Source organism: uncultured Tateyamaria sp. (assembly GCF_947503045.1).
Taxonomy (GTDB): Bacteria; Pseudomonadota; Alphaproteobacteria; order Rhodobacterales; family Rhodobacteraceae; genus Tateyamaria.
On the sequence record NZ_CANNCF010000001.1, the window covers coordinates 661,406 to 676,562 of the forward strand.

Annotated in this window: 14 protein-coding genes; 6 read left to right on the plus strand and 8 right to left on the minus strand. The window is 58.8% G+C overall.

Annotation, left to right across the window (positions count from 1 at the left end; translation table 11 throughout):
- The first annotated feature begins 4 nt into the window (after positions 1 to 4).
- Positions 5 to 793, plus strand: a complete 789-nt coding sequence (locus tag Q1A89_RS03410) for an inositol monophosphatase family protein (RefSeq protein WP_299723817.1) — start codon at positions 5 to 7, stop codon at positions 791 to 793.
- On the opposite strand, the gene Q1A89_RS03415 is transcribed toward Q1A89_RS03410, so the two are convergent.
- The 5 genes from Q1A89_RS03415 to Q1A89_RS03435 all read right to left on the minus strand — a co-directional run bounded on the left by Q1A89_RS03415 (position 790) and on the right by Q1A89_RS03435 (position 8,320).
- Positions 790 to 1,863 carry an ABC transporter ATP-binding protein gene (locus Q1A89_RS03415; protein WP_299723820.1) on the minus strand — a complete coding sequence of 358 codons (1,074 nt, stop codon included), beginning with the start codon at positions 1,861 to 1,863 and terminating at the stop codon, positions 790 to 792. The two genes, Q1A89_RS03410 and Q1A89_RS03415, sit on opposite strands and share 4 nt — an antisense overlap.
- A complete protein-coding gene (locus Q1A89_RS03420) occupies positions 1,860 to 4,079 on the minus strand; it encodes an iron ABC transporter permease (protein WP_366524440.1) in 2,220 nt (739 codons plus the stop codon). Before Q1A89_RS03420 ends, Q1A89_RS03415 begins: the two co-directional genes overlap by 4 nt.
- A gap of 3 nt (positions 4,080 to 4,082) precedes the next feature.
- On the minus strand, positions 4,083 to 5,108 hold the full coding sequence (locus Q1A89_RS03425) for an ABC transporter substrate-binding protein (protein WP_299723826.1): 1,026 nt from the start codon (positions 5,106 to 5,108) through the stop codon (positions 4,083 to 4,085).
- 268 nt (positions 5,109 to 5,376) lie between these two features.
- Positions 5,377 to 6,090: a response regulator gene (locus Q1A89_RS03430; protein WP_299723829.1), complete on the minus strand. Its 714-nt coding sequence runs from the start codon at positions 6,088 to 6,090 to the stop codon at positions 5,377 to 5,379.
- Positions 6,083 to 8,320 carry an ATP-binding protein gene (locus Q1A89_RS03435; RefSeq protein ID WP_299723832.1) on the minus strand — a complete coding sequence of 746 codons (2,238 nt, stop codon included), beginning with the start codon at positions 8,318 to 8,320 and terminating at the stop codon, positions 6,083 to 6,085. The genes Q1A89_RS03430 and Q1A89_RS03435 overlap by 8 nt, the downstream gene beginning before the upstream one ends.
- 255 nt (positions 8,321 to 8,575) lie before the next feature.
- Here Q1A89_RS03435 and Q1A89_RS03440 point away from each other — a divergent pair, with 255 nt between their 5' ends.
- The 5 genes from Q1A89_RS03440 to Q1A89_RS03460 all read left to right on the plus strand — a co-directional run bounded on the left by Q1A89_RS03440 (position 8,576) and on the right by Q1A89_RS03460 (position 13,100).
- Positions 8,576 to 9,415, plus strand: coding sequence for an alpha/beta hydrolase (locus Q1A89_RS03440; RefSeq protein ID WP_299723834.1), 840 nt, complete (start codon positions 8,576 to 8,578; stop codon positions 9,413 to 9,415).
- 67 nt (positions 9,416 to 9,482) lie between these two features.
- Positions 9,483 to 10,313: a class I SAM-dependent methyltransferase gene (locus tag Q1A89_RS03445; protein WP_299723836.1), complete on the plus strand. Its 831-nt coding sequence runs from the start codon at positions 9,483 to 9,485 to the stop codon at positions 10,311 to 10,313.
- Between the two features lie 158 nt (positions 10,314 to 10,471).
- On the plus strand, positions 10,472 to 10,831 hold the full coding sequence (locus Q1A89_RS03450; RefSeq protein ID WP_299723838.1) for a group 1 truncated hemoglobin: 360 nt from the start codon (positions 10,472 to 10,474) through the stop codon (positions 10,829 to 10,831).
- A 3-nt stretch (positions 10,832 to 10,834) separates the two neighbouring features.
- Complete coding sequence (locus Q1A89_RS03455; protein WP_299723841.1) at positions 10,835 to 11,857, plus strand: adenylate/guanylate cyclase domain-containing protein; 1,023 nt, start codon at positions 10,835 to 10,837, stop codon at positions 11,855 to 11,857.
- A 181-nt stretch (positions 11,858 to 12,038) separates the two neighbouring features.
- Complete coding sequence (locus Q1A89_RS03460) at positions 12,039 to 13,100, plus strand: Hint domain-containing protein (protein ID WP_299723844.1); 1,062 nt, start codon at positions 12,039 to 12,041, stop codon at positions 13,098 to 13,100.
- Between the two features lie 30 nt (positions 13,101 to 13,130).
- Here Q1A89_RS03460 and Q1A89_RS03465 read toward each other — a convergent pair whose 3' ends face one another.
- Genes Q1A89_RS03465 through Q1A89_RS03475 form a run of 3 tightly spaced genes read right to left on the minus strand, consistent with a single transcriptional unit; the run spans position 13,131 to position 15,078 of the window.
- Positions 13,131 to 13,673 (minus strand): hypothetical protein, encoded by a 543-nt coding sequence (locus Q1A89_RS03465; protein ID WP_299723847.1) that lies wholly within the window; start codon positions 13,671 to 13,673, stop codon positions 13,131 to 13,133.
- Positions 13,670 to 14,137 (minus strand): hypothetical protein, encoded by a 468-nt coding sequence (locus Q1A89_RS03470; RefSeq protein WP_299723850.1) that lies wholly within the window; start codon positions 14,135 to 14,137, stop codon positions 13,670 to 13,672. Before Q1A89_RS03470 ends, Q1A89_RS03465 begins: the two co-directional genes overlap by 4 nt.
- A complete protein-coding gene (locus Q1A89_RS03475) occupies positions 14,134 to 15,078 on the minus strand; it encodes an aspartate carbamoyltransferase catalytic subunit (protein ID WP_299723853.1) in 945 nt (314 codons plus the stop codon). Before Q1A89_RS03475 ends, Q1A89_RS03470 begins: the two co-directional genes overlap by 4 nt.
- Positions 15,079 to 15,157 lie beyond the last annotated feature (79 nt).

A 15,157-nucleotide genomic window follows, 5' to 3' on the forward strand; every position in this document is an offset into this window, starting at 1 on the left:
ACCAATGACCGACCGAGCCGCCCAAATTGTCGACATCTGCCGAGAAGCGGGGCAACTGGCCCTTCAGTATTTCAAGGATCAGGAGGCGCTGATCATTGATCACAAAGGGCATCAGGATTTCGTTTCGCAAGCCGACAAGAACGTCGAGTTGCTGACGCGCGAGTTGCTGCACAAAGCCTTTCCGGACGACGCAATTGTCGGTGAAGAGCACGCGCCAAGCCCTGGCAGTTCCGGATTTACCTGGGTGATCGATCCGATTGACGGCACGACGAACTTTATCAACGGCATTCCGGCGTGGACGGTGGTGATTGCCGGGGTTCAGGACGGACAAACGCACATCGGCGTGATCCACGATCCCTGCAACGCCGAGACCTATGTGGCGGTGCGTGGCGGTGGTGCGTTTTTGAACGACGCACCCCTGACGCTGGACGATGCGCGCGCGCTGCACGAGGGCACGGTCGGGATCGGCTATTCGAACCGCGTTGACGATCAGGGGATCGTGCGGCTTGTCACAGCGCTCGTCGCGGAACGTGCGATGTTCTATCGCAACGCATCAGGCGCGCTGTCGCTGGCTTACGTCGCGGCGGGGCGCTTGCTGGGCTATTGCGAGGAACACATGAACGCGTGGGATTGTCTGGCCGGGCAACTCATCGTCGCCGAGGCGGGGGGGCGCGTTGAGGCGCAGGATGCGGACGTCATGATCCGTGATGGCGGGCGCGTGGTGGTCGGATCAGCCGTTGTCTTTGACCAGTTGCTGGACATTTCGCGCACCTCTTTCGGTCAAGACTTCTAGGCCTCGGGCAGTAGAACCGGCCCTTTTTCCGCGAACCCAACATTGACATCGCTGCCCACGAGCAGAGGGCTGTCGACGTCCTCGTGCACCGCGAACATGGACCCAAAGCTTGCTTCGAGAGTGTATTCCATACGGACCCCGACATAGGTCGCCTTGGTCACCTTCGCCTTGAACCCCTGCGCGGCTCCGATCACCAGCCGCGAGGGGCGCACCGCCAGTTTTGCTGGACCCAGACCCAGGTCGCGGGCGGGTAGGGTGTGGCGGTAATCCTCGATCGAGATCGTTGCCATATCACCCTCGACGCTTTGGATTGTGCAGGGCAGGATGTTCGCCTCACCAATGAAATCCGCGACAAACTGATCGACCGGCGCGTCATAAAGACTGCGTGGCGTGCCGATCTGCGCGATGGATGCGTTGCGCATCACGACGATCTCGTCAGAGACGGCCAGCGCTTCTTCCTGATCGTGGGTCACGTAGACGACGGTCAGGCCAAGGTCCTGTTGAATGGCGCGGATGTCCTCGCGGACCTGACGGCGCAGTTTTGCGTCAAGGTTCGACAGCGGCTCGTCAAACAGTAAAACCTGCGGCTCCAGCACCAGCGCACGCGCCACGGCAACCCGCTGCTGCTGGCCACCCGACAACTCACTGGGCAGGCGGGCGTCAAAGCCCTTGAGACCAACCAGATCCAGTCCGGCCAGCGCCCGCGCGCGCGTTTCGGCCTTGGAAAAGCCCGAAAACGTCAGGCCGTAAGAGACGTTTTCCAGTACGCTCATATGTGGAAACAGGGCATAGGACTGAAACACCATCGACACGTCACGATCCGTCGCCGGAAGCGTCGTGACATCCCGATCCCCGATCAGGATACGCCCATCGGATGCCATCTCGAGGCCCGCAATCATGCGCAGGGTCGTCGTCTTGCCGCAGCCGGACGGGCCCAGCAGCGTGACCAGTTTTCCGGCCTCAACATTCAGATTGATGTTGTCGACCGCCACGACATCGCGCCCGAACCGCTTGGAGACATTCTCGAAGCGCACGGGCGCTGCCTTGCCGACGATGGTTGCTTGGCTCATGCTTTCTCTCCTGCCGTGAATTGCGTACGGCGTCCGATTTTCGTGCGACCCACGAGCAATTGCAGCATGCCCACGGCGGCCAGCATGACAAAGATCAGGGTGGTCGAATAGGCGATGGCAAGCCCGTAGTCGTTGTTCTCAACCCGCCCGATAATATAGCTCGTCGCCATGTCGTATTCGGCCGAAACCAGAAAGATGACGGCCGAAATCGCCGTCATCGCGCGCACAAAGCTGTAGACCAGAGCGGCCAGAATGGCGGGGCGCAGCAGGGGCAGGATGATCTTGCGGAAGGTCTGCCACGAGTTTGCCCCGAGGGTGAGCGAAGATTCATCGAGCGACTTGTCCAGCTGGCTCATCGAGGCGATGCCCGCCCGCACGCCCACCGGCATATTCCGGAAGATGAAGCTGACGATCAGGATGATGCCCGTTCCGGTGATCTCGATGGGTGGCACGTTGAACGCCAGAATGTAGCTCACGCCAATGACGGTGCCTGGAATGGCAAAGCTGAGCATGGTGCCAAACTCGAACGCATTCTTGCCCGCAAAGCTCTGGCGGGTGAGCAGATAGGCCGTTACCAATCCGACAATTGCAGTCAACGGGGCGGCAGCAGCAGCGATATAGATCGTGGTCCAGAAGCTGTCCCAGGCCGCCCCGGTCCAACGGATGCCGCTGTCTTCGAACCTGACCGAGAAGGCGGTGATGTAGTGCTTGAATGTCAGCGTGTTGTTGACGCCCCACAGCTCAACCACGCTGCCATAAAGGATCATGCTGTAGACAACGACTGTGAACAAACCCCACAGACCGGCAGCGACAAAGACCGGGACAGCCAGCCCCTTGGGCATCAACGGGTGCACCCCTGCGTCGCCCTTGCCGGACACGGTGGTATAGCTCTTTTTCCCCAGCCAAATGCGTTGCGCATAAAAGGCCGACAAGGTGAAAAAGAGCAGCACCATGGCCAGCACCGCGGCGCGGCCCTGATCATATTGCGCACCGACAATGGCAAAGAAAATCTCGGTCGACAGCACGTCGAAATTGCCGCCCAGCACCAGCGGATTGCCGAAATCCGCCATGCTTTCGATAAATCCGAGCAGGAAGGCGTTGGCGAGGCCCGGCCTCATCAACGGCAAGGACACGGTGCGAAATGTCTGCCACCGGTTTGCGCGCAGGGTTTGCGCAGCCTCTTCCATCGAGGGCGAGACGCCTTCGACAACGCCGATCAGGACGAGAAAGGCAATGGGGGTAAAGGCAAGCGTCTGGGCGATCAGCACGCCCGGCATGCCATACAGCCACCGCGTCGGTTGGATGCCAAAGAGGTCGGCAAAGAACTGTGTGACCGATCCGGACAACCCAAACAGAAGGATCAGCGAAAGGCCAATGACGAATGGCGGCGTGATGATCGGCAGAACGGTCAGCGCGCGCAACGCCCGTTTGTAGCGAAACCCCGACCGCGTCACCACAAGCGCAAAGACGAGGCCCAGAACGGTTGTGATGAGCCCAACCAGAATGGCGAGGATCAGCGAATTCCAGGCCGCACCGCACCGCCCGCCGGACAGACACCCGATGCCCCACAACCGGTCGTCAAAGAACTTGGCGGCAAAAACGGTCGCCGAATACCCGCCTTCTTCGGTAATGAACGCCGCAAGCAGCATCTTGGCGATCGGAAAGAAAACAAAGGTGGTGACGATGACAATCACGCCGCCGATGGCACTGACGACAAAGACATCCCCGTTGATGGCTCCGCGCGCGGCGATGCCTTGGGTAAAGAGGAACAGGAAGGCCGATGCGACCAGCAGCGCGCCATAGCCCATGCCGAATTGTCGATCCTCCAGATCGCCAAACAGCGCGGTCAGCCACTCGAATGTGAACCCCCGGATGCCGATGCCAAAGCCCTGTGCGATGAGCCAGCCAAAGCCAAAAGCACCGGACAGGATCAACAGCCGGGCATAGTTCGGATCGCTCTTTTTCAGCCTGAGCGCCAGAAACGGAGTGAGAAGGGGCAAAAGCAGCGGCGTCAGCCACAGCTTTTCCCCCTGACCAATCAGGAACGCGGCGGGGGCATAGTCTTCGTCAAGTGGATAGCCGTCAAAAAGCCATTCAAGCGCAAAGAATCCGTCCTCCACCCCGTACCAGGGCAGAATGAGAAGTCCTGCCCACCCGGCAATGATCCAGAAGATCAATGCCGGGGAAGCGGATGTTTCAGTTGAGATGTTGCGCAAGTCTTACTGCGGCAAGGTTGAAACGTCTTCGTCCCACTTCTGGAGCAGGCGCTTGCGCTCGTCCGAAGAGCCGTAGGTTTTGAAGTCATAATCGATCAGTTTGATCGTCGACATGTCCGGCGCAGAGGGTGACGTTTCGGCGCCTTTGTTCGACGGCACCTGGAACGCGTTCACCTCAAGCGCGAGGTTTTGCGCGTCCGTGGACAGCGCCCAGTCATAGAACTGTTTGGCCTCGTCCATGTTGCGCGCGCCATCGATGATCGACATCGACCCGATCTCGTATCCGGTGCCTTCGCAAGGGGCGACCACGTTCACGGGGAAGCCCGAGACCGCCTGTTTGACCGCGTCATGCATGAACACGATGCCAATCGTGTTCTCGCCACGACCCGCCGCCTTGATCGGCGCCGACCCCGACTTGGTGTATTGGTTGATATTGGCATGCAGGCCTTTCATGAACTCAAAGCCTTCGTCCTCACCAAAAATCTGAACCATCGAGGCCAGCGTGGTATAGGCCGTGCCAGAAGAGTTCGGGTTCGCCATCTGAACGTGCCCTTTGTATTCAGGCTTGAGCAGGTCCTTCCAGCAGGCCGGTTCGGGCAGGTTGTTGGCGGCCAGCAATTCGGTGTTGTAGCCATATCCAAGCGCGCCGGAATAGATGCCGATCGTCTTGTCACCCGCACTTGTCGCCTGACTGATCGCCCAGTCATGCAACTGATCGCGCATCGGCGAGACATAGGCCGCCGTCAGGCCTTCTTCGGCCGCTTGCAGGTGCGGATCACCGGTGCCACCCCACCAGACATCGCCCTTGGGGTTCGCGGATTCCGCTTTGATCTGGGCAAAGGTTTCGCCGGATGATTTGCGTGTCATGTTCACGTCAATGCCGGTCGCGTCCTCAAAGCTGCGCGCCATCAACTGGCACCAGTCCTCTTGTGCCGAACAGTAAAGCGTCAGCTTGTCGGCCTGTGCCGCAGACACGGCGGCTGTCAGCGCGACAACGGACGTGAACGCAATTGTGCTAAGTCTTTTCATTGTAGTCCTCCCAGGTAAGCCGTTCCGGCTCATTATTGTATCTCTTCATCGCCCGTTTCCTCTTTCGGGCGCTTCCGGACTCTGTGGCGATATGCGCCCCGGAACATGCAAGTTCAGCAAGCCTAGACAAATTTTTAAGTTTGGGAAGAATTTAGTGGCTCTGGGCACCGCAATACCCGGTCCGCAACGGGCAGCATCTGCCGCAGGAACCCCGTGCGTTGCCGGACGCCCAAAACCAGATCATGACGATGTCGCCAGATCCCTCACCTCAGCTTGGGTCATAAAGGTAGCCAATGCCGCGGACCGTCTTGATGATCTCCGGCTTTTCAGGATTGGCCTCAAGCTTGCGGCGCAGCCGGGAAATCCTGATGTCGATGCTACGATCGAACGGATCCCACGACCGATCATGGGCCTGCTCCAACAGTTGATCCCGGTTCAACACGCGCCCCCGGTTTTCTGCAAAGACCTTGAGCAGGCTGTATTCCATCGCCGTCAGCTGCAGTTCCGATCCATCTGCGGCAAGCAGCTTTGCGGCATCCTTGTCCAACACAAAATCCCCGAACCGCGCGTGGTTTCCATCTGCCTGCCCGGACTTGGCCGGGCTGCTCATCGACTCGCGACGCAGGATCGCCTTGATCCGCGCTTCAAGCTCGCGCAGGTCGACGGGTTTGCCCAGATAGTCATCCGCGCCCATTTCAAGACCAATGATGCGGTCAACCACGTCCCCGGCGGCAGTCAGCATGATGACGGGCGTTGCGATTTCCGGGCGCAGGGATCTCAGAATGGACAGGCCGTCTTCTTTGGGCATGTTGATGTCCATGATGATCAAATCCACGGACGTGGCGGCCAGGATGTCGCGCAATGCGTCGCCGCCCGCCGCGCCTGAGACCTTGTACCCGCGCTTGCCGAGGTACTCCTGCAGCATTTCGCGCAGGTCGACCTCGTCATCGCAGACCAGGATATGCGCGTTCTGATTATCCATCTGACAGTCCCTTCTGGTCGGCGAGTATCTTTGCGACGAGGTCTCTGAGTTCTATGGGCGAAACGGGCTTTTCCAGATAGGGCAGGCCCGTCTCCCTCAACAATCCATGAGAGCTTTGGCCCATGATGTCGCCCGTGATATAGGCTGTCCGCTTCAGCATCTCTGGGAACTCGGACACCAGGGCTTCGTATATCCTGCGTCCGTCCACGCCGGGCATGTTCAAATCGCTCAGAAAGATATCGTAAGCTGATGTGCGCAGGCGCCTGAGCGCCTCTTCTCCGGACGAGACGAATTCAACCTCGAACCCGTCCCGGCGCAGGATTTCGGCGTTCAACTCGCCCACTTCCACTTCGTCATCAACGATCAGGGCCCTCATGTTGGTGGATGCGGCGACCGGGTTGGCGGGCACGTCCGCTTCTGCCGCCACACGCGCGGCAGACGGCAGCGTAATGCGAAAACACGTGCCGGACCCGCTGGTCTGATCCAGCCTGATCTGGCCGCCATGTGACAGGATGATCCGGTGACAAAAAGCAAGACCAATGCCTGTGCCTTCGCCGACCTCCTTGGTCGTGAAAAAGGGTTCAAATATACGCGGACGTATTGCGGCCGGAATGCCGGGGCCATTGTCGTGAACGGTGATCTCCACCATGCCGGTCTCTGGCTTTGACACGGCGGACAGTTCGATCAGATCGCCCGTGCCCGACGCCCCCAGGGCCTGCTCGGCATTGATGATCAGGTTGATGAGGACTTGCGTGATCTGATCCGCATCGGCGGCAATGGGGGGCAGGTCATCCAGGATGTTGCTTGCGATGCGGATGCCACCAGTCGCGCTGCCATAGCCAACAACATCCGTGGCCGTTTCAATCACGCTGGCCACATCGACATTTTCAATCTTGCTGGGTTGTTGTCGCGCCATCGCAAGAAAGGTTTTGACGATCTTGGCGCAGCGTTCCGCCGCGGTGCCGATCTTGTCGATCCGGGCGGTCAGTTCGGGGTCGGTGATCTCTTCCTTGAGCATCAGCGAATGTCCCACGACTACAGAAAGCGGGTTGTTCAGCTCATGCGCCACCCCGGCCAGCAATTCACCAAGGGCAGACATCTTTTCGTTCTGGAACAACAGCTCCCTCTGCTTTGACAGTTCTTCGGACAGTGCAATTTCATCGGTCAAATCGCGTGTACTTGAGACGATGACCTCTTCGCCTCTGAACTTGATCAGACGCGAGGAATCCGCGCCCCAGAATTTTCGGCCATGCGCGTCGATGAACTCGATGCGCCGCTCTTTCAGCGCCCCGGCCTCGCGCAGGTCTTTCAGATAGCGCGTGCGTTCAGACGGATCAGCATAATAGGACGTCGAGCTTTCGGCAGGGCCAAACAGCGCTTCGAGGTCGGGGGTGGCAAAGAGGACCTTGCCGGTGTCTGCATGTGTCATGTTGATGGCCGCCGGATAGGCCTCCATGATCTGGTGCAGCAAGGCGTCCGCCTCTTTCTGCACGGTCAGATCAATGATGCTGGTGACGATGACCTCTTCGCTTTTGAAGTCGATCAGTTGCGATGAGATGATTGCCGGAAAAACGTTGCCCTCCGCATTCAACAGATCCAGCTTGAAGTCATCGACCCGCCCATCTGCCAACAGTTGCGTAACAAAGTCGGCGCGCTGTTCGGGACTTACATAGTGTTCCCGCGCCGATTTGGTTGGGCCGAACAACTGCAGCGCGGCAGGCGTGCGATAAAGGATTTGCCCGTCCCCGATGCGCGCCATGGTGACAACAGCCGCACTCGCATCCAGCACTTTGCGGATCAAGAGGTCACCGTCGCGCTGTTCGACCTCTGCCTGCTTTTTGGCCGTGATATCCTCGCGGGTGACGACAAACCCACCAAGGCGGGTGGGGTGCACCGAAACCAGATAGGTGCGCCCGTCCGTTTCGACCAATTCATAATCCTGAATGAACTCGATGCCGTTGGCCAACCGGTCAGACACCCAGTTTTCTTCATTGCCGACGGCTTCGGCGTAGATGCCGCGCCGCGCGGTTTCGCGCATCAGGATTTCCCAGTCCAGACCGGGCTTTAGCAGGTGCGAGATCGCCTTGTTCATCTCGGCATATTGCTGGTTGAACATCACCAGACGGCGGTTGTCGTCATAAAGGGCAAACCCTTCTTTTAGTGACTCGATGGCATCGCGCAGCAGGTCCAGCGCATTCTCGGTTCCGCCCAGATCATTTGTCATGCCCATCGTCATCCCGATTTTCTAAGACAACACTGTTTCAATGCCATTTCAAAATCAGCATCTAATGTTTCAATTGTTTCACAGGGCGCGGCTTCAAGCCAGTCTCGGCCGAAAACCCTCATGTTTTTAAAGGTAAATCGCCAGCGCCCGGCTCAAAACCGGCTGCGCAACAACTGAAACACGACAGCATCCGTTCAGACATCGCAATGAAACAATCAAAACCCAATTGTTGTTCACCGCAAACGCAATTGGATCAAGACAATGACCATTTCATCGCAGCCAGACGTACACGGCAATGCACCGATCGTTGCATTGCATTCCCCAGCTTCAAGCAGCGGACAATGGCGCCAACTGACGGCGGTCCTTGAAGATCGGTTTGGCGTATTTGCCTTCGACCTTCCGGGCTATGGCCGCGCACCTCTGACGGCCGATGGTTCTCAGGATGGTGCGGCATGCACCGCCGCCCCGGTGATCCGTGAGATTGAAAAACTGGGCCGGGCCGTTCACCTGCTGGGTCACTCCAACGGTGGTGGCATTGCCATCAAGGTTGCGCTGATGCGCCCAGACCTCGTCAAAAGCCTGACCATCTACGAACCCGCGACCTTTCACTTTCTGAAAGACGGCAGCAGCACCGACAAGCGTCTGTTTCAGCAGATCGCGCTGATTTCGGCGCAGATAAGCCATGCCGCAAAAGAAGAAGACGTGGCCACAGGCATGCGCCAGTTCCTCGACTTCTGGAATGGCGAAGGGTTCTGGGATCAGCTTCCTCTGGACGCCCGTCAGCGGTTTTCCAGCATGGTGACGTCGATCATGGCGGATTTCGCCCACGGCTTTGCTGAAACCTGGGAACTGTCGGATTTGGCCAAGTTGGACATGCCGACGCTGGTGATGACAGGTCTGGACTCTCCAGAGCTGTCTCAGCACGTGGCTGTCAAGATTGCCAAGGCACTGCCCAGGGCACGCATGGCCTTGTTGCCGGAACTGGGCCACATGGCGCCGATTTTCCAGCCGGAATGGGTCAATCCCCGCATTTTCGAACATGTGGCGAGCGCCGAGCGCCCCACCAAAACCTGCAGCTGGCCGAACCAGGCCGCTGCGTAACCCCACCACCGCAACCCGATCCATCGCTGGTCCCTGACCAGCACAACACCCAAAAAGGAGACTAACCATGGGCACCCATACAACCATCAATCCCGCAACCGATTTCACCGCGATCAAAGCCAAGCAAAACGTTGCCTGGGGATCGGGTGACTACAGCAAAGTCGGCGTCACCCTGCAAATCACGGGCGAAGAACTGGCCGAAGCCATGGCCATCAATCCGGACTCCAAGGTCCTTGATGTGGCCGCCGGCAACGGCAACGCGACCCTCGCCTTTGCGCGCCGCTTTTGCGATGTGACCTCAACGGACTATGTCCCCGAACTTCTTGAGGCGAGCCGCAGTCGCGCGGAGGCTGAAGGACTGTTCGTGACCTATAAAGTCGCGGATGCAGAAAACCTGCCATTCGAGGATCAGTCCTTTGATGCGGTGGTGTCGACCTTCGGGGTCATGTTCACGCCAAACCAAAAGCAATCCGCGGCAGAACTTCAGCGCACGGTCAAACCCGGCGGCAAGATCGGCATGGCCAATTGGACGCCTGACAGTTTCATCGGCCATCTGTTCAAGACGATTGGCAAACATGTGCCGCCCCCTGCGGGTCTCAACTCTCCGGCACTGTGGGGCAGCCGCGACTGGATTGACGAAACCTTTGGCGAGGCCTGCAACGTCATATCGTTCCAGCACAAGAACTTCCTGTTCCGCTACCGCTCTGCCGCGCATTTCCTGGAATACTTCCGCACCTTTTACGGCCCCATGCAAAAGGCGTTCGAGGCGCTTGACGAGACCGGCAAGGCGGCCCTGCAAAGCGACATCTTGGCGCTGATCGCACGGTTTGACACCTCGACCAACGAGACTTTGTGCATCTCGTCCGAATATGCCGAAGTGATCGTGCAACGTCGCTAAGGCATTGGTTCAAAAATGTAATCCCCTCCGGTCGGTAGGCCGGGGGCGGGCCATTCAAACCGCTTGCGGCCGACAGACTTAACTTGGGCGACCAGAATTTGTAGTCTTTGGATGCGCGGAAGACCCCTTGCTCTTCCTCAGGACGAAAGGAACTTATGATGGCTGAACGCACGCTATATGAAAAATACGGGGGGTTCTCCCAGGTCAGCAAGATCGTACTTTCCTTCTACGACACCCTGTTGGACAACGACGAGGTCGGCCCCTTTTTCGACGATGTCGACATGTCGCGCATCGTGGATCACCAGACCAAGTTCATCGCCTCGCTGCTTGGCGGCCCGGCATCTTATTCGGACAATCAACTGCGCCAGTTGCACTCCCATCTTTCCATCACCGACGCCCATTTCGACGAGCTTGAAGCCGTGCTGAGCGGCGCGTTGCAGAACCACGGGATGACGGATGAGGATGTCGAAGCGGTTGTGGCAGAATTCGGGAAACGCCGCCCACTCATTGTCAGGTGAAACATGACCATTGAAGCGATTAATGAACAACTGCTCCGCGCGATCGGGGTCGGGGTTGCACTGCTGGACCGGCAAACGCTCCGGTTCGGGTTCCGCAACGACACGTTCGAGGAATGGTTCACCGGCGAGACCGAGCAGACCCGGTTGCAGGAGCTGTTTGCGGACCTCGACGTCACCGCGATGCAAGAGGGCCTCACGCAATCCGGGCGCTATGCCTCTGAAATCAGGTTCAAAAAGAAACGCAGAACCCTAGTCGTCGCCCTCGATTTCACCGCCGCCGAAGAGGACGTGCTGGTCCTTGTCTGCCAGAACATCACCCGGATCAAGGAACTGGAATCGATGATCGATTCCTACTCCATGATGGTCGAACGCAACACGCGCGAGATCAAACGGGAGAAAGAGCAGGTCGAAAAGCTGTTGCTCAACATCATGCCGCGCTCGGTCTACGAAGAATACAAGACCTTCGGCGTCGTGACCCCGCAAATGTATGACCCGGTGTCCGTTCTGATGCTCGATTTTGTCGGGTTCACCGAGATGGTCGCGTCGCAGGACCCCAGTGTCACGGTGACAGAACTGAACGACATCTACAGCGCCTTTGACCGCATTGGCGAACAGTTCGGCTGTGAACGGATCAAGACCATTGGCGATGCCTATATCACCGTCGCGGGCCTGCCCGATCCGACGCCGGATCATGCCAAGGCCATTGCCAATACCGCCATCCGCTTTGTGCGCTATCTCAACCGCCGCAACCTCAGCCATCCCCACCAATGGCAATGCCGCATTGGCCTGTCCACGGGATCGGTTGTGGGGTCCGTGGTCGGGATACAGAAATATGTATACGATATTTTTGGCCCCGCAGTGAACCTCGCCTCTCGTTTGCAGGAGATTTCGGAGCCGATGGAAATCACCGTGCAAGACAGTGTCGCGAATGTTCTCAAAGACCAGTTTGATCTTAAGAATATGGGCGAACGGACCATCCGCGGCTTCGGCGATCAAGACATCTGGCGGCTCTACGATAACAACTGATCAGGCGGGACACGTGCCGTTCGTACCCGCGCCAAAGGTCGGTGTCGTTGCCGCGTATCACGCCTTGGGCATCTGCCATCAGCCGGGCAGGGCGCCGATGCTGACGGCGACCAACGGTAACTCTATCGCAATCAAGCTCGGTTAAATCAGGCCACTATGTTTGGTATTCGAGTGTTGACTGATGACCGACCGGCTTGTGAACGAGCTTGCAATCAACGTGGACGAGATTGACACGCCTTTCTACTTCGAAGGGGGCACCTTTTCCCTGGGCGGCGGGCCTTTCACCGAGCAGAGCTTTTCCGCGCAGGACGACGATGTCGAATTTTCATCACTAAGCACACAATCCTCCGAGGCCAACGATGCCGGACGCCAAACGGGTCAGTTGAGGGACGGCGACGGCAATGTGACGGCAGATGGTGTCGCCTCGCTGCAAGAAGTTATCTATCTGACAGACCCGGACTCGGGCGCGACCGTGCGCGTGGCCCGTATACGGTTGAGTGAAGATGACAACTCCTTCGGGAGCGGCGCGGAATTGGGTGACGTGCTGGTGTTTGACGGCCCCATTGATCCCAACATCACCTACACCGTGACATCCATCGACTATCAGCCCGGCGACGGCCCGGACCATCGCTATGAGTATTCCGAATTCTCTGGCGGCAGCGTGGAAAGCAGCGGTGCGGTCTGCTTTGCTGCCGGGACGCGCATCTTGACCGCGCATGGTGAATGCCCGGTGGAACTGCTCGGCCCCGGCAGCCTCGTGCAAACGGTGGATGGCGGGTTGAAACGAGTGTTGTGGGCCGGGTCCACACGGATCACGCGGGCCGAGTTGAGGCATGATGTTACATTAAGGCCGGTCAGGATCGAAGCCGGAGCCTTGGGCAATACGGCACCTTTGCTGGTGTCACAGCAACACCGGATCGAAATCAGGGGCGAGTTGGTAAAGGCCAAACACCTGCCTTTCATCCCCGGATTGCGGGCCCGGTTTGCCAATGGGATCAAAGAGGTACGCTATCATCATATCCTGCTTGAGGATCATCACATGCTGATCGCCAATGGCATCGAGGCGGAAAGCCTGTTCCTGGGGCCAGAGACCCTGCGCGTTCTGCACCGGCGCCGTTTGATGCCCGCCCGCTTTGCCGAATTTGACAGGCAAGAGATACGGCATGAAATTTGCCGCCCGCTCGCAAAACGTCACCGCTTACCTCAACTTTTTGGCCACCCGGCGGAGCGCATTGCGGTCTAGGTTCTGGATGGGTTGGCTCCGGCTATTGGCTCAGCCTGAAATCCAGACCATCAGCCAGACCAGCAGACCCAGCAGGATCAGAACAATGGTCGCGATCCGCCCGGACATGGCGGCGTCCGAGGGGCGCTTTTTGCCGCTCATTTGCGGGGCGGAATAGGGTTTGGCGGCCTCGGACGTGACCGTTTCCGTCGCCCGCCAGTCTACGCCCGCCGCGCCATAGGTGCCGATCAGGGTCAGCGCAGGCGCAGGGGCAAGCGTGGTGGCCTGCCCGTCAAAGGCCCGCGAAAACACGATCATCACCCAACCGCCCAGACGGTCCAGCTTGGCCCGGTCCGGGGTCAGGTCCTCCATCGGCACAGCGTTGCCTTCGGCAAGATAGCCGACCAGCCCAACCCCTTCGAGGTCGGAGACGGGAAAGATTTCGACCTGCTCAGCGTCCACCTCGGCCCCAAGGGCCGCGTTGAGGGCGTTCGGGTCGGATTTCAGGGCCTTGGCCTCGCCTTCGTCCATCGACAGGGCGAAGACACGGATAACTCCGGACTGGTTGGCGGGGATGGTGAGTGGGGTGTTCACGATTGCAACCTCGACACATAGGCATCTCGCGCAGCCAATATCCGGCGGCGCAAATCTCGTGGTGCTTTTGGAATAGGCAGTGTTTTCGCCGTTCCATTTCTAAGTCGGACAACAAGGGACCAAATTGGCCAACGGTTGATGCGTTTGATTTCATCCAGAGGAACCTCGGACGCGTATCCCTCACTTTCGCAAACATAAATGGCCTCGTTGGTCAGAAACCATTCGGTCTTTCGATGTTGCGCCCATAGATCAAGTTCGCCGTACACCCACATATTGAAAAGAACTGCGGCTGCAGAGACGGGCAAACCCAAAAGAATAATCCAAAAAGCGTTTCCGAGATCACCAATCAGACCAACGACAACCCAGATCCCTGCGATTGCGCCAACACGAATTGCGAATGAGCGTCCCGAAATCGTCCAACTGTGCAGCAAGACTTCATCAGGCAGAAACTCCGGCTGCGTCATGCAGCGCCTCTGACAGCGCGCAGGTTACGCGCCAGCAAATCCATCGCGGCCATGCGCACGGCGACACCCATCTCGACCTGGTCCTGAATGACGCTGCGGTTGATGTCATCCGCCAGCGTCCCGTCAATCTCCACCCCGCGGTTCATTGGGCCGGGATGCATCACGATAGCGTCGGGCTTGGCATGGGCCAGCTTGGCAGCGTCCAGCCCAAAGCGGTGATAGTATTCCCGCTCACTGGGGATGAAGCCGCCATCCATGCGCTCGCGTTGCAGGCGCAGCATCATCACGACGTCCACATCCGCCAGACCCTCGGCCATGTCGTCATAGACCTCGCAGCCGAACTCGGCGATGCCTGCGGGCATCAGCGTCGGCGGGCCGATCAGGCGAATGCGGTTCTCCATCTTGCCCAGCAGGATGATGTTGGAGCGCGCCACGCGGGAATGCGCGATGTCACCGCAGATCGCGACGTTGAGCCTGTGCAACCGCCCCTTGGCCCGTCGGATCGTCAGCGCATCGAGCAGGGCTTGCGTCGGGTGCTCGTGCCGCCCGTCACCTGCGTTCAGCACGGCGCAATTGACCTTTTGCGCCAGCAAATCGACGGCGCCGGAATGGGGATGGCGCACGACCAGCAGGTCGGGATGCATCGCGTTCAGCGTCATCGCGGTGTCGATCAGCGTCTCGCCCTTGGTGATGGAACTGGCCTGCATCGCCATGTTCATCACATCCGCCCCAAGCCGCTTGCCCGCCAGTTCGAAACTGGCCTGCGTCCGGGTCGAGTTTTCAAAGAACATGTTGATCTGCGTCAGCCCCGCCAGCGCCTCGCCATGCTTTTCCGCCGCGCGGTTGAGGGTGACGTAATCCTCGGCCAGATCGAGCAGCGTCACGATTTCCTCGGGCCGCAGGTGTTCGATGCCCAGAAGGTGGCGGTGCGTAAAGGTCATGGCGGTCCCCGGTGCAGATCGCTTGCGTTATAGGCGCTTGAAGGCGCGGGCGGCAAGTCAGGGGATTTGCATATTTTCC

Coding starts and splice junctions, on each gene's coding strand:
- Q1A89_RS03440 (WP_299723834.1), top strand. CDS start 8,576: ATGACCATTTCATCGCAGCCAGACGTACACGGCAATGCACCGATCGTT.
- Q1A89_RS03460 (WP_299723844.1), top strand. CDS start 12,039: ATGACCGACCGGCTTGTGAACGAGCTTGCAATCAACGTGGACGAGATT.
- Q1A89_RS03475 (WP_299723853.1), bottom strand. CDS start 15,078: ATGACCTTTACGCACCGCCACCTTCTGGGCATCGAACACCTGCGGCCC.
- Q1A89_RS03450 (WP_299723838.1), top strand. CDS start 10,472: ATGGCTGAACGCACGCTATATGAAAAATACGGGGGGTTCTCCCAGGTC.
- Q1A89_RS03470 (WP_299723850.1), bottom strand. CDS start 14,137: ATGACGCAGCCGGAGTTTCTGCCTGATGAAGTCTTGCTGCACAGTTGG.
- Q1A89_RS03425 (WP_299723826.1), bottom strand. CDS start 5,108: ATGAAAAGACTTAGCACAATTGCGTTCACGTCCGTTGTCGCGCTGACA.
- Q1A89_RS03410 (WP_299723817.1), top strand. CDS start 5: ATGACCGACCGAGCCGCCCAAATTGTCGACATCTGCCGAGAAGCGGGG.
- Q1A89_RS03455 (WP_299723841.1), top strand. CDS start 10,835: ATGACCATTGAAGCGATTAATGAACAACTGCTCCGCGCGATCGGGGTC.
- Q1A89_RS03430 (WP_299723829.1), bottom strand. CDS start 6,090: ATGGATAATCAGAACGCGCATATCCTGGTCTGCGATGACGAGGTCGAC.
- Q1A89_RS03445 (WP_299723836.1), top strand. CDS start 9,483: ATGGGCACCCATACAACCATCAATCCCGCAACCGATTTCACCGCGATC.
- Q1A89_RS03415 (WP_299723820.1), bottom strand. CDS start 1,863: ATGAGCCAAGCAACCATCGTCGGCAAGGCAGCGCCCGTGCGCTTCGAG.
- Q1A89_RS03435 (WP_299723832.1), bottom strand. CDS start 8,320: ATGGGCATGACAAATGATCTGGGCGGAACCGAGAATGCGCTGGACCTG.